This is a genomic window from Erwinia papayae (assembly GCF_058241465.1).
In genome coordinates this window covers 2,142,755-2,161,743 of record NZ_JBZCHT010000009.1, presented here as the reverse complement: position 1 = coordinate 2,161,743, position 18,989 = coordinate 2,142,755, and the positions used below count along the sequence as shown (strand labels likewise).

Here is an 18,989-nt window from a genome sequence, read left to right as displayed (position 1 = left end):
TCTTCATCTTGCTGGAACGCCTCTCCTGGAAGAAATTACTGCTGGAGCTGCTGCTCGTCTGCCTGCCCGCGCTGATTATCGGGTGGCTGACGGGTTACCTTGCCTGGCTGCTGCCGGTTGCCCTGCTGGCGCTGCTGGGCTGGCACTATTTTAACCTGCTGCGCTTATCGCACTGGTTGTGGGTTGACCGCAGTATGACTCCCCCGGCCGGACATGGCAGCTGGGAACCCCTCTTTTATGGCCTGTATCAGATGCAGGTGCGCAACCGTCGTCGTCGGCGTGAACTGGGTAATCTGATCAGACGCTTTCGCAGTGGCGCGGAGTCGCTGCCGGATGCGCTGGTACTGACCACCGAGGAAGGCATCATCTTCTGGTGCAACGGCCTGGCACAGCAGCTGCTTGGGCTGCGCTGGCCGGAAGACAATGGCCAGAATATCCTCAATCTGCTGCGTTATCCTGAGTTTGCCCGCTACCTTCGCCAGCGGGATTTTTCGCGTCCGCTGACGCTGGTGCTGAACAATCAACGGCACCTGGAATTTCGGGTGATGCCCTACAGCGAAGGGCAGTGGCTGTTAGTGTCGCGCGACATGACGCAGATGCATCAGCTGGAAGGTTCCCGCCGCAACTTCTTTGCCAACGTCAGCCATGAGCTAGGCACGCCGCTGACAGTGTTACAGGGCTATCTGGAGATGATGACCGGCGACGGCATGGCCGGGCCGCTGCGCGACAAGGCGGTCCATACCATGCAGGAGCAGACGCGTCGTATGGACGGCCTGGTAAAACAGCTGCTGACGCTTTCCCGCATTGAGGCCGCGCCTGCGTTGGATCTCCATCAGCAGGTTGATGTCCCGGCGATGCTGCAACTGTTGCAGCGCGAAGCGGAGACGCTGAGTCAGGGACGTCATGAGATACATTTCCAAACCGATGCGCATCTGCGGGTGTTGGGTAACGAGGAGCAGTTGCAGAGCGCTATCTCCAATCTGGTGTATAACGCGGTCAACCATACGCCGGAAGGGACGCGGCTGGAGATTGCCTGGCTGAAAACAGCGCAGGGTGCTCTGTTTCGCGTCTGCGATAACGGCCCCGGCATTGCCCCTGAACATATCCGCGCCTGACCGAGCGCTTCTATCGCGTTGACAAGGCCCGCTCACGGCGGACCGGCGGCAGTGGCCTGGGACTGGCTATCGTCAAACACGCGCTCTCGCATCACCACACCCGGCTGAAGATTGTCAGTCAGCCGGGTAAAGAGACCTGCTTCAGTTTCCTGCTGCCGCCGGGAATGATTGTCAGCCCGCATCCGGCAGAGTGAGAAGTCACTATCAAGTGGGCTTCTCACCCGGAGAGTGAAAAATTTTCATCTGTGATGAAATTTCCTCGTTTGCCGCTAAACGCGCGGCGTGACATTCTTTTTAGCCATGTGGACATCCGGAAGTCCTGAAGTAACTTAGCGAAACTATTTTAACCATGATGCGTGGTATGCGCAGGCCAGGAGTGAGCAGAATGCAGAGAGATTCAGCCAGATATCGTGCCGAAGTGGTCGGCAGTTTCCTTCGTCCGCCTGCGATAAAGCAGGCTCGCGAGCAGTTCCAGCGGGGGGAAATTGATGCGGTGGCCCTGCGGCGTATCGAGGATGAAGCGATCCGCGAGGTGGTGACGCAGCAGCGCGCCTGTGGACTCAACGTGGTGACCGATGGGGAATTCCGTCGGGCATGGTGGCATTTTGATTTCTTTGATGGCCTGGAGGGCGTGGAGCCTTACGAAGCGGAGCAGGGTATCCAGTTTAACGGTATCCAGACGAAAGCGCGTGGAGTGAAGGTGACCGGCAGGCTGGGTTTTGGCGATCATCCGATGCTGGAAGATTTTCGTTACCTGCAAAGTATCAGCGGTAATGCCATTGCCAAAATGACCATCCCCAGCCCCAGCGTGCTGCATTTTCGTGGTGGCCGTAAGATGATTGACGCCACGGTTTATCCTGATTTGCGGGACTATTTCCACGACCTGGCGCTGACGTATCGTGCTGCAATTCATGCCTTTTACGCGGCTGGCTGCCGCTATCTGCAACTGGATGACACCGTCTGGGCCTATCTGTGCTCTGAGGATCAGCAGCGTCAGATCCGCGAACGTGGGGACGACCCGCAGCAGCTGGCGAGCACCTATGCACAGGTGCTGAATAAGGCGCTGGAAGGTAAACCCGACGATCTGACCATCGGGCTGCACGTCTGCCGGGGAAATTTTCGCTCCACCTGGATTTCTGAAGGCGGCTACGAGCCGGTGGCCGACATTCTGTTTGGCAGCGTCAATGTCGATGCGTTCTTCCTGGAGTATGACAATGAACGTTCCGGCGGTTTCGAGCCGCTGCGCTTTATTAAACCCGGCAGGCAGCAGGTGGTGCTGGGGTTGATCACCACCAAAAATGGCGAGCTGGAAGATCCTGAAAGCGTCAAAAAGCGTATTGCTGAAGCCACGAAATACGTCAGCCTCGAGCAGATTTGCCTCAGCCCGCAGTGTGGCTTTGCCTCCACCGAAGAGGGCAACAGCCTCACTGAGCAACAGCAGTGGGCTAAGCTGCGTCTGGTGACCGATATTGCCAGCGAAGTCTGGTGATGCGTTTTGCGTGAATTACGGTAAAAAGCGTGCGAAAGCGCGCTTTTTGTGCAGCTAATCCTCTTTTTTTGCATAAATTGCACTACCCCTGCTCAGAAAAAATACACATCATCTAAGGGTTCTGGCTTATAAACTGAACTGATGAACTGGCTGGACGTTTTTTTACGCTATATCATTCTGCTTTCCCGATCCCGCCTTGCCTTTCTCCGCTATAAACGGTTTACTTAGCGCCGTTTTTCCGTTTTCCCCCTGAAAAAAGATCATAATCAGCGCAAATCCGCTGGTAAGTGACACTGGACCAGAACATCAGGCTGTGGCGGCTGGCCGGGCCAGTATTTTTAGTGCGCACAGGGGTGACGCTGACATGACGTTTTCACTAACACCAGTAACAGGTTAATCCGCTGCTTATGAGTAATCGTCTAACTTTCAAAGACATCATCGCACTGGGCTTTATGACCTTCGCTCTGTTCGTCGGTGCCGGTAACATTATTTTCCCGCCGATGGTGGGTATCCAGTCTGGTGAGCACGTGTGGGTTGCGGCGGCCGGCTTTCTGATTACCGCAGTGGGGCTGCCGGTGATCACCGTGATTGCGCTGGCCCGCGTGGGTGGGGGAATTGACGCGCTCAGCTCGCCCATCGGTAAGACCGCAGGAATTGTGCTGGCAACCGTCTGCTACCTGGCCGTTGGCCCACTGTTTGCCACACCGCGTACGGCAACGGTTTCCTTTGAAGTCGGTATTGCCCCACTGACCGGCGACACCGCACTGCCACTGTTGATCTACAGCCTTATCTATTTTGTGCTGGTTATTGGCATCTCGCTTTACCCCGGCAAGTTGCTGGATACCGTCGGTCATTTCCTTGCGCCGCTGAAAATTGTGGCACTGGCGGTGCTGGGTATTGCCGCGCTGCTGTGGCCTGCTGGTGGCCTGGCCCCGGCGACAGAAGAGTATCAACATGCCGCATTCTCCAGCGGGTTCGTCAATGGTTATCTGACTATGGACACCCTGGGCGCACTGGTGTTTGGTATCGTTATCGTCAATACCGCTCGCTCACGCGGCGTCAGTGAATCGTCACTGCTGACCCGTTACACCATTATTGCCGGGCTGATTGCCGGGATTGGCCTGACGCTGGTTTACCTGACCCTGTTCAGACTGGGTTCGGGCAGCGCCTCAATTGTCAGTCAGAGCGCCAACGGCGCGGCGATCCTCCATGCTTATGTGCAACAGACCTTCGGCAGTATGGGCAGCCTGTTCCTCGCCGCGCTGATTTTTGTCGCCTGTATGGTCACGGCGGTTGGCCTGACCTGCGCCTGTGCGGAGTTCTTCGAGCAGTATCTGCCGCTGAGCTATCGCCAGCTGGTATTTATCCTTGGGCTGTTTTCCATGCTGGTTTCTAACCTTGGGCTGAGCCATCTGATTCAGATTTCGATTCCGGTGCTGACGGCCATTTATCCCCCGTGCATTGTGCTGGTGTTACTGAGCTTTACGCTGGGCTGGTGGAAAAAGAGCAGCCGCATCATTGCATCAACGATGCTGGTCAGCCTGCTGTTCGGCATGGTAGATGCGGTTAAAACCACCAGCTTTGCCGCGCTGCTGCCCGGTTTTGCCACCCATCTGCCGCTGGCGGATCAGGGACTGGCGTGGCTGCCGCCGTCGCTGGCGATGCTGCTTCTGGTGGCGATTTACGATCGTGCGGTGGGGCGTCAGCAGGTTAATGCCCATCAGCAATAAAGAGTGTGATACCTTCTCCTGCCCATCCGGCAGGAGAAGCTGACATTGTGAAGACAGAAAATGACTAAAAATACGCTCAAAAAAGGACTGAGTACCCGCCACATCCGCTTTATGGCGCTGGGTTCAGCGATTGGCACCGGACTGTTTTATGGCTCGGCTGATGCGATGAAGATGGCCGGCCCGAGTGTGATCCTCGCTTATATCATCGGTGGTGCCATTGCCTACATCATTATGCGGGCGCTGGGCGAAATGTCGGTCAATAATCCACAGGCCAGTTCGTTCTCACGTTATGCCCAGGATTACCTTGGTCCGCTGGCAGGCTATATCACCGGATGGACCTACTGTTTTGAGATTCTGATTGTCGCCATTGCTGATGTGACGGCCTTTGGCATCTATATGGGCGTCTGGTTTCCGGATGTTCCGCACTGGGTCTGGGTACTGAGCGTGGTGCTGATCATTGGTGCGATAAATATGGCGACGGTGAAAGTGTTTGGTGAAGTGGAGTTCTGGCTGTCACTGTTTAAGGTTGCCACCATCATCATCATGATTGTCGCCGGTATCGGCATCATTCTCTGGGGAATCGGTAACGGAGGAGAGCCGACCGGCATCAGTAACCTGTGGAGCAACGGCGGCTTCTTTGCCCACGGTGTGATCGGGATGGTGCTGTCGTTGCAGATTGTGATGTTTGCCTACGGCGGCATCGAAATTATTGGTATCACCGCCGGTGAGGCAAAAGATCCCGAAGTCTCTATTCCCCGTGCCATTAATACCGTTCCTCTGCGTATTCTGGTGTTTTACGTGGGTACGCTGTTTGTCATCATGTCGATTTATCCATGGAATCAGGTTGGCACCCAGGGCAGCCCGTTTGTGCTGACCTTCCAGCATATGGGTATCGCAGCGGCGGCGGCGGTGCTGAATTTCGTGGTGATCACTGCCTCACTATCGGCCATCAACAGCGATGTGTTTGGCGTGGGACGTATGCTGCACGGGATGGCAGAGCAGGGTCATGCGCCAAAAGCCTTCGCCGCCGTTTCGCGACGGGGTATTCCCTGGGTTACCACGGTGGTGATGATGATTGCCATGCTGGTGGCGGTGTATCTGAACTACCTGATGCCGGAAAAGGTGTTTCTGGTGATCGCCTCGCTGGCGACCTTTGCCACGGTCTGGGTGTGGATTATGATCCTCTTCGCCCAGATTGGTTTCCGCCGCACCCTGACTGACGAACAGAAAAGGGCGCTGAAATTCGCCATGCCTGGCGGAACCTTCACCGCGCTGGTGGGTATCTTATTCCTGTTCTTTATTATCGGACTGATTGGCTGGTTCCCGGATACCCGCGTGTCGCTGTATGTCGGTGTTGGCTGGCTGGTGGTGTTGCTGGCCAGTTGGATGATGGTGCGTAAAAAAATCAGAGCCTGAAATAACACCGCAGGGCGGGAAAGATATTTCCCACAATGAAACAGGCCGGAGATTCCGGCCTGTTTCATTTCCGCTTGTCACCTCACTGCGGATAACTGACCGGCACTGCGGATGACAGAGTACGTTGCCTGATACGTTGCAGGGCGCTGTCATACGGGCAAAGGGTTCCAACGGCGGTGTGCTGGCAGCCGGGGAAGGTTAGCTCAGTCAGCAGGGGAGGCTGGCTCTCACTGAGTAGGGTTAGCTGGCGGAGCTGATCGAGGCTCTGGGCCAGAAAATAGATACGGATAAAGCGGCGTTGTTGTCTGTCATGCCAGCGTTCAAAGACCAGGCTGCCGCCGGGTGGAATATTGCCCGGCGGATAAAGCCCCTGCTGCCAGTGAAAGCCAAGCAGAGTGCGCAGCCAGGAAATATTGATGTCGTGAGCGACATACAGCAGCCAGCGGACCTCAGGCGGTGTGCTGTGCTGACCGGTTGTCCCGGATTGTAACGCGCTGGCTATCTGGTTCATCAACAGCGAAGCGCCACGCTGTGCCGGGCCAGGGAGGTCGTTGCTGTCCTGATACTTAACGCTGAGCAATGGCAGCAGCCTGGCGACCTCTTCGGCGTTCTGCGCATGACCAAAGGCCACCTGCGACAGTGGCTTGTTCTCGCTGTATTCCAGCCGGATGGTTTCAGCCATCGCCGCCAGCGTATCCAGCCCTTTAATACCCACGGTGCCGTTAGACCAGACCGCCAGTTGCCACGGCTGGCTGAATGCCGGGCAGGCTTGTCCGGCCTGACACACCGCCTGTTTTAACGCCGCAATCTGAGGCTGCATACGCTGCTGCTGCTCTGCCAGAGTGCCGCCGGTTGCCTGTAAAGCCTGCTGGCGATGTGCCTCTGCCTCTTCCGGCGAGGCTTTTCCTTCCGGATACTGAAACAAAGGATCATTATGCGCTGCGGAATGAATAGTGACGCCACAGCCAGGAAAGGCGGCGTCGGCAAAGGCTTCTGCCGTCGCTCGGGTGCGTTGCAGTGGGCTGGCACGGATATAGACGTCATTATCAGCGGGACAGGTGTGCTGAAGTAATCCCAGCTGGCGGTAGCGCTGGCTCTCATAGCGGCCTTTCAACCATGCCGCCGTGTAGCCATGCCCGGTCAGTTCACCATCCTGATTCAGCCAGTCTGTCCAGCGGCGACCGGCACCCGTTTCAATCATCTGACGGTTATCGGGGGAGGGAGGACGGACGCCATGCCGGGTGACCTGCACCACTTTTTCCAGCGTGTAATCCTGCGCCTGCACCACCGTGCTCAGGAGAGACAGTATCAGCAGAAACAGAATGTTGCGTAGATCAGACATGGGCACCGTCCGCACCGGGTAGTCCGGCTTTGGCTTAAAAAAGTGGGCCCAGCATGCCCTGGCGGGTTTTACGGTGCAAAAAAAAAGCCCGCCGGAGCGAGCTTTTCAGTTTAATCGGATCGGAATTACAGCTTAGCTGCGTTTTCAGACAGGTACTTAGCCACACCGTCCGGTGATGCGCCCATACCTTCTTTTCCTTTTTCCCACTGTGCCGGGCACACTTCGCCGTGGTCTTCGTGGAATTGCAGCGCATCAACCATACGCAGCATTTCGTCAATGTTACGACCCAGTGGCAGGTCGTTAACCACCTGGTGGCGAACCACACCGGCTTTATCAACCAGGAACGAGCCACGCAGGGCAACGCCCGCTTCCGGATGCTCGATACCCCAGGCTTTCTGGATTTCGCGTTTGATGTCAGCAACCATTGCGTATTTCACTTCGCCGATGCCGCCTTTATCGATAGGGGTTTTACGCCATGCGTTGTGAACGAATTCAGAGTCAAAAGAAACACCAACCACTTCCACGCCGCGCTTCTGGAACTCTTCGTAACGCTTGTCGAAGGCGATCAGTTCTGAAGGGCAGACGAAAGTGAAGTCCATTGGCCAAAAGAACACAACGGTGGCTTTACCAGCGGTGTGTTTTTTAAAGTTGAAGTTTTCAACGATTTCACCGTTGCCCAGCACAGCTGCGGCAGTAAAATCAGGGGCTTGACGGGTTACCAGGACCATATTCACTCCTGTAAAGGTAGTTAGATTGATGAAAATAAGAACGCAAGTATACGGTCGATGCTCGTCCGTGAACCAGCATAAGTCACCGATTATTCAGATAGGTTGTAGCTATTGAGCCATCTGAAAACAGCAAGTGATATTTATGTTAATGGCCGTGGCAGAGAAAAACCAGCGGCAGAAGTCTGTATCGAGTCTCAAAGTTGTTGCTGAAGGGCTCTGCTCATCATCTGTGGATAGAGTTGCCAGAATATATCAGCAAGATTCTGATAGTTATCGACAAAATCCTGATACGACGCTGCTAGCGCCGTCAGGCGCGGTCGGCGGGCGGCAATGCCATTCAGCACCTTCTCCAGGTATGACGCATCGGCATACCTTTCCATCCAGCGCTCGGTCCATAAATAACGGTTAAGCGTCTGAAAGCGCTCGGGTGTGGCCGTTAATTCGGGCTGGATCACAGAATAGCAATCGGCCAGAAAAGCTGGCAGGGATATTTCCGGCTGGATTGTATCCCAATGTAAAGACAGGAAATGATCCCAGATAACATCCAGTGCCACAGGCGCTACCCTGAAGGTTTCCGGGCGGAATAATCGTCGCGCTGCCCGCACTTCGGGCAGTGAATCGGTCATGGCGTCGATACGGCGATGCAGCTGAATGCCCAGCGCAATGTGCTGCGGCCAGACGCCGTGAGGATCGCCGCGCACATAGTCAGCCATCAGGTTGCCGGTCAGAGAGCTGCCGGCCAGCGAGGCAAGGTGGAGGTGGGCAAGAAAATTCATCGCCGGAGTATATCTTCTTCCTGGCTGACATCACAGCGGCGTGAGTGGGCCGCTCTTTGTCGCAATGCACGCTTTACAACCAACAGGGCAGGGGATTGTTCAGATATCAGCAGATTTCAGCTAGACTATGCGCCCTCGATTCCCGGACAGTGAATGACCATGCGCGTTGCCGATTTTTCTTTTGAGTTACCAGAATCTTTGATTGCCCATTATCCTCAGGCGCAACGCAGCGGTTGTCGTCTGCTGTCGCTGAATGGTCCCGATGGGGAGCTGACGCACGGCGTATTCACGGATTTACTGGACAAGCTTAATGCTGGCGATTTGCTGGTATTCAACAATACGCGAGTGATCCCGGCGAGGGTATTTGGACGCAAAGTCAGTGGCGGCAGGATTGAAGTGCTGGTCGAACGTATGCTCGACGAGCACCGGGTGCTGGCACATGTACGCGCCTCTAAAGCGCCAAAGCCCGGTGCTGAGCTGCTGCTCGGTGATGATGAGAGTGTCAGGGCTACCATGATGGCTCGCCATGATGCGCTGTTTGAGCTGCGCTTTGACGATGAGCGGGCCGTACTGGATATTCTCAACGCCGTGGGGCATATGCCACTGCCGCCTTACATTGACCGCCCGGACGAAGAGGCCGACCGTGAACTGTATCAGACGGTGTACAGTCAGCGTCCCGGTGCCGTGGCGGCACCTACTGCGGGTCTGCACTTCGACCAGCCTCTGCTCGACGCCCTGCGTGATAAAGGGGTTGAAACGGCGTTTGTCACGCTGCATGTCGGTGCGGGTACTTTTCAGCCGGTGCGGGTGGAAAGTATCGAAGATCACATTATGCATGCCGAATATACCGAAGTGCCTCAGGAGGTGGTGGATGCCGTGCTGGCGTGTAAAGCCAGGGGCAATCGTGTGGTGGCGGTGGGCACCACCTCTGTCCGTTCGCTGGAAAGCGCGGCTCAGGCTGCCGGGGATGCGCTGATTGCGCCATTCTTTGATGACACGAAAATTTTTATCTATCCAGGATATCAGTATCAGGTGATAGATGCGCTGGTAACCAATTTCCATCTCCCGGAATCGACGCTCATTATGCTGGTATCCGCTTTTGCCGGTTACCGTCATACCCTGCAGGCTTACCAACAGGCAGTGGCAGAGCAGTACCGCTTTTTCAGTTACGGTGATGCGATGTTTATCACCCATAATCCTCAGGCGGTGAATGAGAAGGTGGGCGTGCACAATAATGGATGTTGAAAAGCTGAATAAACATCATCCGGTAATAAAGATGCCTGTTAGTTTTATGCCCCTTTATATGCCCGTGAAATTGTGGCCGGGGACGGCGACAACAAAGCATCAATAAGCCGCATCAGATTGACGCTATCCCTACTGGCTGGCTTGTGCTGCGTCTTGCATGGTTGTTAGAATGCGCCACATTTTATCAATCATCAGACTGTTTCTCTGGTGGAGGCAACGTGAAGTTTGAATTAGACACCACCGATGGCCGCGCACGTCGCGGCCGCCTGGTCTTTGATCGTGGCGTGGTGGAAACACCCGCTTTTATGCCGGTCGGCACTTATGGCACCGTTAAGGGAATGACACCGGAAGAAGTGCAGGACACGGGTGTGCAGATCATTCTGGGCAACACCTTCCATTTATGGCTGCGTCCCGGCCAGGAAATCATGAAACTGCATGGCGATTTGCATGATTTTATGCAGTGGAAAGGCCCGATCCTCACCGATTCCGGTGGCTTTCAGGTCTTCAGCCTGGGAGATATCCGTAAAATCACTGAGGCCGGCGTACATTTTCGCAACCCTATCAACGGTGACGCTATTTTCCTCGATCCGGAAAAATCGATGGAGATTCAGTTCGACCTCGGTTCCGATATCGTGATGATCTTTGACGAATGCACGCCTTATCCGGCCGACCACGATTACGCCAGACGTTCAATGGAAATGTCATTACGTTGGGCGCAGCGCAGCCGCGATCGCTTTGATTCGCTTGGCAATAAAAATGCGCTCTTTGGCATTATTCAGGGCGGGGTTTACGAAGATTTACGAGATGTCTCCGTAAAAGGGCTGGTAGAGATAGGCTTTGATGGTTACGCTGTGGGCGGCCTGGCGGTCGGCGAGCCGAAAGAGGATATGCACCGGATTCTGGAGCATGTCTGTCCGCAGATCCCGCAGGATAAACCCCGATATCTGATGGGCGTTGGCAAGCCAGAAGATCTGGTGGAGGGCGTCCGGCGTGGCATTGATATGTTCGACTGCGTGATGCCAACCCGCAATGCGCGCAATGGTCATCTTTTTGTCACCGACGGCGTGGTGAAAATCCGCAATGCAAAGTATAAAGATGACACTTCTCCACTTGATGCTGAGTGTGATTGTTACACCTGTCGCAATTACAGTCGTGCTTACTTGCATCATCTTGATCGTTGTAACGAAATACTGGGCGCACGCCTTAACACCATCCACAATTTGCGCTACTACCAGCGTCTGATGGCAGGTTTACGTCAGGCTATTGAAGAGGGTAAATTAGAGCACTTTGTTAGCGAATTCTATAACCGGACGGGCAAGACGGTTCCGCCGTTAGCCGTTTAATAATTAAACAATGAGGGAAAGTTGATGAGTTTTTTCATTTCTGACGCAGTGGCGGCAGCAGGCGCACCGGCACAGTCAAGCCCCTATTCACTGGTGATTATGCTGGTGGTATTTGGCCTGATTTTCTATTTTATGATCCTGCGTCCACAGCAAAAGCGTGCGAAAGAGCATAAAAAACTGATGGACTCCATTTCCAAAGGTGATGAAGTGCTGACCACCGGTGGTCTGGTTGGCCGCGTCACAAAAGTTGCTGACACGGGTTACGTGGCAATCGCGCTGAATGACACTACCGAAGTGGTCGTAAAACGTGATTTCGTGGCTGCCGTTCTGCCGAAAGGTTCGATGAAGGCGCTGTAATTTTTTGTTTTCCCTAAGGGAACTGCCGTGTTAAACCGTTATCCTTTGTGGAAGTACATCATGCTGGTAGTCGTGCTGATCGTCGGTCTGGTGTATGCACTTCCCAACCTCTATGGTGAGGATCCGGCTGTTCAGATCACCGGTGCGCGCGGAAGCGCCGCCAGTGAGCAGACGCTGGGTCAGGTCCAGAACGTTCTAAAACAGGAAAATATTCAGAGCAAATCCATCGCGCTGGAGAATGGCGCGATTATGGCGCGCTTTGCTAATGGCGACGTCCAGCTGCGCGCCCGTGATGCTATCACCAGGGTGTTAGGCGAGGACTATGTCGTGGCCCTCAATCTTGCCCCCGCGACACCAGCATGGTTGAGTATGCTGGCAGCCGAGCCAATGAAGCTCGGTCTTGATCTGCGCGGTGGCGTCCATTTCCTGATGGAAGTGGATATGGATACCGCGCTGGGCAAGCTTCAGGAACAGAATATCGACAGCCTGAGAAGCGACCTGCGTGACAAAAATATCCCCTGGACCAACGTGCGTAAAACCGATAACTATGGTCTGGAAATTCGCTTTCGTGACACCCCGTCGCGTGACGCGGCGATTACTTATCTGACTGCCCGCCACCGCGACCTGGTGATCGGTTCCAGCGGCAGCAACCTGCTGCGTGCGGTGATGAGTGACGATCGTCTGCGTGAAGCGCGTGAGTATGCGGTACAGCAGAACATCAATATCCTGCGTAATCGTGTGAACCAACTGGGTGTGGCAGAGCCGCTGGTGCAGCGTCAGGGCTCCGATCGCATCGTGGTGGAATTGCCGGGTATTCAGGACACGGCGCGGGCGAAAGAGATCCTGGGAGCAACGGCGACACTGGAGTTCCGTCTGGTTAACACCTCAGTGGATACCACCGCTGCGGCTAATGGTCGTGTACCGGGTGACTCTGAAGTGAAAAACACCCGTGATGGTCAGCCTGTGGTGCTCTATAAGCGGGTGATCCTGACCGGAGACCATATCACTGACTCCACCTCAAGCCAGGATGAGTACAATCAGGCGCAGGTGAATATCTCGCTGGACAGTGCCGGTGGCAATATCATGTCCAATTTCACTAAGGACAACATTGGCAAGCCAATGGCAACCCTGTTTGTGGAGTACAAAGACAGCGGTAAGAAAGATGCCAACGGTCGGGCTATTCTGGCGAAGCAGGAAGAGGTGATTAACGTAGCCAATATCCAGTCCCGACTGGGTAACAGCTTCCGCATCACCGGTATCAACAATCCTAATGAAGCCCGTCAGCTGTCGCTGTTATTACGCGCCGGTGCGCTGATTGCGCCTATTCAGATTGTTGAAGAGCGCACGATTGGCCCGACTATGGGTCAGCAGAATATTACTCAGGGTCTGGAAGCCTGCCTGTGGGGTCTGGTCGCTTCAATCGTGTTTATGGTGGTGTATTACCGTAAGTTCGGTGTGATTGCCACCACGGCGCTGGTCGCTAACCTGGTACTGATTGTCGGCATCATGTCACTGCTGCCGGGGGCGACGCTGACCATGCCGGGTATTGCCGGTATTGTGCTGACGCTGGCGGTAGCAGTCGATGCTAACGTACTGATTAATGAACGTATCAAAGAAGAGCTGAAAAATGGGCGCTCTGTCCAGCAGGCGATTCATGAGGGTTACAGCGGTGCGTTCTCCAGTATTATCGATGCTAACGTTACCACGCTAATCACTGCGTTGATCCTGTATGCCGTGGGCACCGGTTCGATTAAAGGCTTTGCCATCACCACCGCAATCGGTGTGTTGACGTCGATGTTTACCGCTATTGTCGGTACCCGCGCCATCGTCAACCTGTTGTACGGCGGCAAACGCGTCAACAAGCTGTCTATTTGAGGAGTGCGTTGTGGCACAGGACTATAGCGTTGAACAACTGAACTACGGCCGTAAAGTCTATGACTTTATGCGCTGGGATAAACTGGCCTTTACTCTCTCCGGCCTGCTACTGATTGCCTCCTTCGTCATCATGGGGGTGAAGGGCTTTAACTGGGGGCTGGATTTCACCGGTGGAACGGTGATTGAAATTACCCTGGAAAAACCGGCAGATCTGGAAAGCCTGCGGGGCGCTCTTCAACATTCTGGTTTTGCCGATCCGCAAATCCAGAACTTCGGCAGTAGCCGTGATGTGCTGGTGCGTTTGTCGCCTCATGAGGGCAATGCAGGCCAGGAACTGGGCAATAAAGTAGTCTCCATTATCAACCAGGTCAGCCAGCAAAACGCCACCGTCAAGCGTATCGAGTTTGTCGGACCCAGCGTGGGTAGCGATCTGGCGCAGACTGGCGGCATGGCGTTGCTGGTGGCGCTGATTGCTATTCTGATCTACGTTGGTTTTCGCTTTGAATGGCGACTGGCGTTGGGGGCCGTGCTGGCGCTGGCGCATGACGTGATCATCACCATGGGCATTCTGTCTCTGTTCCATATAGAGATTGATTTGACCATCATTGCTTCGCTGATGTCGGTAATCGGCTACTCGCTGAACGACAGTATCGTGGTGTCGGACCGTATTCGTGAGAATTTCCGCAAGATACGTCGCGGTACGCCTTACGAGATCTTCAACGTTTCGCTGACGCAGACGCTGAGCCGTACCATTATGACCTCTGCCACCACGCTGGTTGTGGTGCTGATGTTGTTTATCTTCGGTGGGGCATTACTGAAAGGCTTCTCGATGACCATGCTGATTGGTGTTTCAATCGGTACAGTTTCATCTATTTACGTGGCTTCTGCGCTGGCGCTGAAGTTGGGGATGAAACGTGAACATCTGTTGCAGCAAAAGGTTGAAAAAGAAGGGGCTGACCAGCCCTCGATTTTACCTTAATGGTTGATGTGCAAGGGCCGCTGATGCGGCCCTTTTTCTTTACAAAATCGGCAACGCTGGTGTGGACTGCAAAGCCCCTGGCAGCAGATATCAGGATGCATCGGTGACCAGGGTGTTCACTTCGATCAACGCGACGCTGAACAGCAGCTGAATCTGTTGCCGTGGGACATCATCATCCAGATCGTGGGTGATATTGCCAATATCACGACTGAGAAAAGTGATCGCGCTGCCCAGCCCGGTTAATTTATCCACCAGGGTGGAGAAATTTCCAGAAAGCGATTGGGTTTGCGTAAAGAATCCCTGCTGGCTTTGGATCTGTTGCTGAATCTGATTAACCTGGCCCTGTAGACCGTTAACGTTATCCTGTGCCTTACTTAGCTCAACCGCCATCGCAATCAACCCCGGTACGCCCAGAATGCCCAGCGCCAGCCAGTAATATTTCTGCTTATTCAGGGCATCAAGCTGCTGATTTGCGCCGGCAAGGTTAGATTGTAATCCGGCAATACTGTTTTGCAGGGAGACATCGATCTGTTGCAGTTCGATATTATCCTGAATGATTTTTTCGTTAGCCGCTTTGCCTGCCGTGATCGTCTGGTTGACCAGACCGTCAACCGGCGAAATCTCCGTCTGCACCTGCCGGAGCGCAGCACGCAGTTGATCCGCGCTCTGGGTATTCAGAATCGCCATTTGCTGATTTAACTGGCTTTGCAATGTGATGCCCAGCGCCAGAACCTGTTTCTGCATCTCCTGCACCTGCGGGAGCAGATCGTTCAGCAGGGCTGATGTACTTTGCTGAATCGCGATTGCCTGCTGTGGCAGGCCGCTGAAACCATTAATGGTTGCCTGCAACTGCTGAATATTGCTGATAGCCTGGGACAACATGCCATTACTCACGGGAATATCTCCGAAAGAGAAGGGCGGGTAAAATCCCGCCCTGAGGTGGGATCTCAGGCAGCGATCGCCAGTTGATTGACATAATTGGCAAGGGTGGTGCCCTGCGGAACCGCCATTGGACTGACGCCCGCCATCTGGCTTTTAATGGTGCTGACATCGGTGATAATCGTTTTAACCGTGGTGTTGGCCGCGGTCAGCCACAGCTGACGAATCGCGTCGCCGCTGGTGATGCCTTTATCCAGATCGAGGATCAGACTTCCCAGATCGCTGGTCAGCGAATCCCAGGCATTAGCCATCTGCGTGGCGGCATTCACCGCATTTTGTGCCTGATTTTGCAGCCCTTTATAACCGGTGCCAATCTGTGTGGCGGTCAGTACCTCACTTTTCAGCGAACTGCGTTTCTGGTAAAGGTCCTGACGGGCATTCAGCGAATTGTGCAGCACAATCGATCCGGCGGTAATGCCTGCTGCGCCGGCGACCATCATCGCTACCCCGCCAATCACCACCGGCGTCGATGTGCCTGCGGTGACGAAATCTGCTACCGCGCCAATGGCGGTAACAAATGCGCCTCCTATTACCAGTAATCCCCCGACCACAATACCGGCGATAGCCCCGTCAATGGCCGAGTTGATGCCGTCAATTTCCGTATTCAGCTGTTCCAGCACGCCATTATCGCCATTTACCTGCGTGTTGAGATTGACGACAATTTGCTGAAAATTGCGGGAATCAATCACCAGATTATTGTTAAGCACTACCAGCACATTTTTAGTGCTGACAGACAGCGACTGATATTCCGTTGCCTGGTCTTTCATCATGCTCAACGTGCTTAACCACTGTTCTTTGGTTGAACCCGGCGGCAGAGTGGCCGGAACGGCGTTCTGTAGAGCAAAGTAGTTGGAAATGTTGCTTATATTGGTGATGATTTGCGGCTGAATGGTATTCAGATAGCCATTGGCATGATCCTGGGCGGTACTCAGCCCCTGATTAATTTCTGTCTGGAAGTTCTGAAGATTAGGAAACTGACTAAAATCTACCGGGATTTGCTGTTTGACACTGTTGCAATAATTCTGGATTTGCAGAGCCTGTGACGCCTGACCTGACATACTGGTATCCATTGAAACGTCTGTTGCTGTGGTCATTGTTAATTCCTGTAAGTGAGGATTAATCAGAAGGCATCCGGAAGACTGCCGTTACCTGCATAGACAGCTTTAATACTGTCAATCTGTTGTGAAAGGAGCTTCCACTGCAATGCATCTTTTGCCAGCGCGCGTTTGAACTGCCAGATATCATCTTCGTTTTTCAGGTTATTAACCTGAGAGACGCACTCCTGAAATGCGCTGGCGATATCATTCCAGGTTTGCGGGAATTTCCCGGCTGTCTGGGCCACCCGGCTGTAGTTGTCCACAAAGAGCTGGTTTTGCGCATCAATTGATTTAGCGACGGTAAGCATCGCATTGGTTTTAGCCAGTGCCTGATAAGCCTGAGCCAGCTTTTCCGTATTACTGATTAAATCTTTTGCCGCCTGACCTGAACCAGCTATACCTGATGAGACTGCGGTAATACCCGAAACCATATATTCCACAGATTGCTCGTTATAAGGATTCTGCGGTTTATTTTCTCCGCTCTGATTGTTATCGCCAGCCTGCGGTTTATTATCCTGTTCACCTTTTTCCTCAGTCGAATCTGATTTATTTTCGGCGTCATCTTTGCTTTCGCTGTTATCTTTATTTTCAGTGTTCTTGCCGGAATTATTATCCACCTGAAAGGAAGTGATAATTCCTTTTGCCAGCTGTTTTACGCCATCACCGGCTTTATTACCTTCACTGACGATACCCTGGATATTGGCAGCAATCTGGGTGTTAAGATTCCTGATCGTCTCTGCCCACTGTGCAGCCTCTTTACTTAATGTCTGTTCGGCCTGAGTTAACTGCGCCTGATAGTTTTTTAGCAAGGGTGACAGTGAACTCCAGGCAACCTGTAGCTGACTGTTGAGTGACTGAGCAATCACGCCATAACTTTGGGCCTGATCGGACAGGGATTCCAGCTGTCTGTTCAGTTGGGTCAGGCCATTTAATATATCCTCATCACTTTTTGTGATTAAAATAGAATTAAAAGCATTAACCAGGGCTGAGAAATTAGAGCCAAATGTCATCAGGTTAATAATGGCAGGAAGGCTTTCCTGTTTAAAATAACTCGCCTGGCTGTACATCTGGCGTTGATACGCCACAATTTTAGTTGCCAGACCGGCATCCATATTACCGGCCTGAAAAGCCTGCTGGGTGAGGAGTAAGTTACTGTAACTTTGTTGCAATAAGGCAGAGGAAGATAGCGCAAGGCTGTCAGTCAGTAAATCCTGATCGCCCAGATTAAGGGAAACAGAAGTTGCCATGGTTCACCACGTTTATATAAAAATTAAATTTAATTAGCGCAATAAATTATCGCGCAGTCTTATGTTGCGAATAATTATGGCTGATGGAGGTACAGGTTAAGTGGAAAAGCTGATGAATATAGGAGATGTATCTCCGTTATTATGACAAAAATTATAATTCAGCAGACTGACAGTACGGATGTTGTAAGACATTGCAACTCCCTCAAAGGAGAAAATAGTGGCTTGCAGTAAAATGTCGTCTTGTAAGTGATGTTAATGATAAAGAATAAAACTGGCAAGATCCGCTTAATATGTTTTCAATAAAAAACGTGATCTGTTCGATGATTTTTTGTTTAACTTGATGATTAATATAATTTGTTTTTTATGGAGATTATTGTAAAGAATAAGAAAAGGAAATGATTTTTTGGAGATTATGTTGATTTTTACTGATGTTTTTCCGCGCTTATCGCCAGCGATCATTTTTCTCCGCGCCGGCAGGATTAAGTGGGGCGGCACTGAAACCCCACTGACGACGGGGGATAACCCCGTCAGGGATGCGAGGCGACAAGTACCACAAGATCATGAATTCGCAGGTATCCCGTCTGTTCCGGCGTGGTGTTACGCAGCATCAGAGGCACGGTGATTTCACTTTGTGGCAGCAATACCTTATCGACATGGATAGATTGACTCTGGCTATCAGCCTGTAGTGGTTTACCTGTCGTGGGGTCCAGCTCTCCCCATTCCACCTGAAGCGTAAAGGCAGGCAGGGGGTTTTGCGAGGAAACGCGAATATGCAGCATCGTCTGGGTATTGCTGCCCTCGCTGATAAGAGGGCTCAATGACAGACGGATTTCACCGGCCTGGCTGTCGAGTAAAACCGGCGTCGTGGCGGCAGGTAACAGCCAGGCACCCTGGGTGGAGTGCGTGTTGAGCATATTTTGCTGCGTCAGGGCGGTTGCCTGCCGCGTCAGCTGATGCATTTCGCTGTTCAACTGGCCGACCTGTTTATGCAGTTTATTGAGGTCAGACTGTTTTGACGGGGAAGCGCAGCCTGCCAGCAACGCCGTTATCAACAACAGATTTTTTCTTTTTATTACTCTGGTCATTACAGCCAGCTCCTTGCAGATCACGATTCTGTTAAAGCTTATCTTTTTAGCTGAGGTCAGCCGGTTCAACATGCACCAGATTGTCAGTGGCTACCAGCATATTGCATTTATCAGCGTTGCCCTATCCGAGTGCTCTGAGTCCGGCAACGCACTTTTCCCGGAAATCAGTGAAATGGTCAGCCCGTTATTTTGTTAACTGCCACTTCGCGCTACACTGTGCACCAAT

Annotated in this window: 15 protein-coding genes and 1 pseudogene; 9 read left to right on the top strand and 7 right to left on the bottom strand. The window is 53.1% G+C overall.

The genetic code is table 11. The features are described from left to right. The first annotated feature begins 8 nt into the window (after positions 1-8). The 4 genes and pseudogenes from phoR (at position 9) to proY (ending at position 5,750) form a co-directional block, all read left to right on the top strand. Positions 9-1,309, top strand: a pseudogene (gene phoR, locus AC3RPL_RS15140) (phosphate regulon sensor histidine kinase PhoR). A gap of 191 nt (positions 1,310-1,500) precedes the next feature. Continuing rightward, positions 1,501-2,604, top strand: coding sequence for a cobalamin-independent methionine synthase II family protein (locus tag AC3RPL_RS15135; RefSeq protein WP_490740604.1), 1,104 nt, complete (start codon positions 1,501-1,503; stop codon positions 2,602-2,604). A gap of 407 nt (positions 2,605-3,011) precedes the next feature. Beyond that, positions 3,012-4,334 carry a branched-chain amino acid transport system II carrier protein gene (gene brnQ / locus AC3RPL_RS15130; RefSeq protein ID WP_490740603.1) on the top strand — a complete coding sequence of 441 codons (1,323 nt, stop codon included), beginning with the start codon at positions 3,012-3,014 and terminating at the stop codon, positions 4,332-4,334. Between the two features lie 60 nt (positions 4,335-4,394). Further along, a complete protein-coding gene (proY, locus tag AC3RPL_RS15125; RefSeq protein WP_490740602.1) occupies positions 4,395-5,750 on the top strand; it encodes a proline-specific permease ProY in 1,356 nt (451 codons plus the stop codon). An 82-nt stretch (positions 5,751-5,832) separates the two neighbouring features. Here proY and AC3RPL_RS15120 read toward each other — a convergent pair whose 3' ends face one another. The 3 genes from AC3RPL_RS15120 to AC3RPL_RS15110 all read right to left on the bottom strand — a co-directional run bounded on the left by AC3RPL_RS15120 (position 5,833) and on the right by AC3RPL_RS15110 (position 8,596). Then, positions 5,833-7,092, bottom strand: a complete 1,260-nt coding sequence (locus AC3RPL_RS15120; RefSeq protein WP_490740601.1) for a histidine-type phosphatase — start codon at positions 7,090-7,092, stop codon at positions 5,833-5,835. A gap of 125 nt (positions 7,093-7,217) precedes the next feature. Continuing rightward, the gene (locus AC3RPL_RS15115) at positions 7,218-7,820 is read right to left on the bottom strand and encodes a peroxiredoxin C (protein ID WP_034933572.1); all 603 of its coding nucleotides are present in this window, start codon (positions 7,818-7,820) and stop codon (positions 7,218-7,220) included. Between the two features lie 194 nt (positions 7,821-8,014). Beyond that, positions 8,015-8,596 (bottom strand): ACP phosphodiesterase, encoded by a 582-nt coding sequence (locus AC3RPL_RS15110; protein ID WP_490740600.1) that lies wholly within the window; start codon positions 8,594-8,596, stop codon positions 8,015-8,017. Positions 8,597-8,755: 159 nt separating this feature from the next. Here AC3RPL_RS15110 and queA point away from each other — a divergent pair, with 159 nt between their 5' ends. From queA to secF, 5 genes are all read left to right on the top strand, one after another. Beyond that, positions 8,756-9,841, top strand: coding sequence for a tRNA preQ1(34) S-adenosylmethionine ribosyltransferase-isomerase QueA (gene queA / locus AC3RPL_RS15105; RefSeq protein ID WP_490740715.1), 1,086 nt, complete (start codon positions 8,756-8,758; stop codon positions 9,839-9,841). Between the two features lie 218 nt (positions 9,842-10,059). Beyond that, positions 10,060-11,184: a tRNA guanosine(34) transglycosylase Tgt gene (tgt, locus tag AC3RPL_RS15100; RefSeq protein WP_490740599.1), complete on the top strand. Its 1,125-nt coding sequence runs from the start codon at positions 10,060-10,062 to the stop codon at positions 11,182-11,184. Positions 11,185-11,208: 24 nt separating this feature from the next. Beyond that, positions 11,209-11,541 (top strand): preprotein translocase subunit YajC, encoded by a 333-nt coding sequence (gene yajC / locus AC3RPL_RS15095; protein ID WP_034933565.1) that lies wholly within the window; start codon positions 11,209-11,211, stop codon positions 11,539-11,541. A gap of 27 nt (positions 11,542-11,568) precedes the next feature. Continuing rightward, the gene (gene secD, locus AC3RPL_RS15090) at positions 11,569-13,416 is read left to right on the top strand and encodes a protein translocase subunit SecD (RefSeq protein ID WP_490740598.1); all 1,848 of its coding nucleotides are present in this window, start codon (positions 11,569-11,571) and stop codon (positions 13,414-13,416) included. Positions 13,417-13,426: 10 nt separating this feature from the next. Further along, a complete protein-coding gene (gene secF, locus AC3RPL_RS15085) occupies positions 13,427-14,395 on the top strand; it encodes a protein translocase subunit SecF (RefSeq protein ID WP_367168410.1) in 969 nt (322 codons plus the stop codon). Between the two features lie 90 nt (positions 14,396-14,485). Here the strand turns inward: secF and AC3RPL_RS15080 are convergent, their stop codons facing one another. The 4 genes from AC3RPL_RS15080 to AC3RPL_RS15065 form a co-directional block, all read right to left on the bottom strand. Next, complete coding sequence (locus AC3RPL_RS15080) at positions 14,486-15,289, bottom strand: hypothetical protein (RefSeq protein WP_490740597.1); 804 nt, start codon at positions 15,287-15,289, stop codon at positions 14,486-14,488. A 53-nt stretch (positions 15,290-15,342) separates the two neighbouring features. Continuing rightward, positions 15,343-16,428 carry an HBL/NHE enterotoxin family protein gene (locus tag AC3RPL_RS15075; RefSeq protein ID WP_490740596.1) on the bottom strand — a complete coding sequence of 362 codons (1,086 nt, stop codon included), beginning with the start codon at positions 16,426-16,428 and terminating at the stop codon, positions 15,343-15,345. A gap of 26 nt (positions 16,429-16,454) precedes the next feature. Beyond that, positions 16,455-17,678, bottom strand: coding sequence for a hypothetical protein (locus AC3RPL_RS15070; RefSeq protein WP_490740595.1), 1,224 nt, complete (start codon positions 17,676-17,678; stop codon positions 16,455-16,457). A 527-nt stretch (positions 17,679-18,205) separates the two neighbouring features. Beyond that, positions 18,206-18,763 (bottom strand): SadB/YajI family lipoprotein, encoded by a 558-nt coding sequence (locus AC3RPL_RS15065; RefSeq protein WP_490740594.1) that lies wholly within the window; start codon positions 18,761-18,763, stop codon positions 18,206-18,208. Positions 18,764-18,989: the final 226 nt, after the last annotated feature.

Excerpts from the sequence above, each read along its gene's own strand:
- AC3RPL_RS15135 (WP_490740604.1), top strand. The coding sequence starts at position 1,501 with ATGCAGAGAGATTCAGCCAGATATCGTGCCGAAGTGGTCGGCAGTTTC.
- brnQ (WP_490740603.1), top strand. The coding sequence starts at position 3,012 with ATGAGTAATCGTCTAACTTTCAAAGACATCATCGCACTGGGCTTTATG.
- proY (WP_490740602.1), top strand. The coding sequence starts at position 4,395 with ATGACTAAAAATACGCTCAAAAAAGGACTGAGTACCCGCCACATCCGC.
- AC3RPL_RS15120 (WP_490740601.1), bottom strand. The coding sequence starts at position 7,092 with ATGTCTGATCTACGCAACATTCTGTTTCTGCTGATACTGTCTCTCCTG.
- AC3RPL_RS15115 (WP_034933572.1), bottom strand. The coding sequence starts at position 7,820 with ATGGTCCTGGTAACCCGTCAAGCCCCTGATTTTACTGCCGCAGCTGTG.
- AC3RPL_RS15110 (WP_490740600.1), bottom strand. The coding sequence starts at position 8,596 with ATGAATTTTCTTGCCCACCTCCACCTTGCCTCGCTGGCCGGCAGCTCT.
- queA (WP_490740715.1), top strand. The coding sequence starts at position 8,756 with ATGCGCGTTGCCGATTTTTCTTTTGAGTTACCAGAATCTTTGATTGCC.
- yajC (WP_034933565.1), top strand. The coding sequence starts at position 11,209 with ATGAGTTTTTTCATTTCTGACGCAGTGGCGGCAGCAGGCGCACCGGCA.
- AC3RPL_RS15075 (WP_490740596.1), bottom strand. The coding sequence starts at position 16,428 with ATGACCACAGCAACAGACGTTTCAATGGATACCAGTATGTCAGGTCAG.
- AC3RPL_RS15070 (WP_490740595.1), bottom strand. The coding sequence starts at position 17,678 with ATGGCAACTTCTGTTTCCCTTAATCTGGGCGATCAGGATTTACTGACT.
- AC3RPL_RS15065 (WP_490740594.1), bottom strand. The coding sequence starts at position 18,763 with ATGACCAGAGTAATAAAAAGAAAAAATCTGTTGTTGATAACGGCGTTG.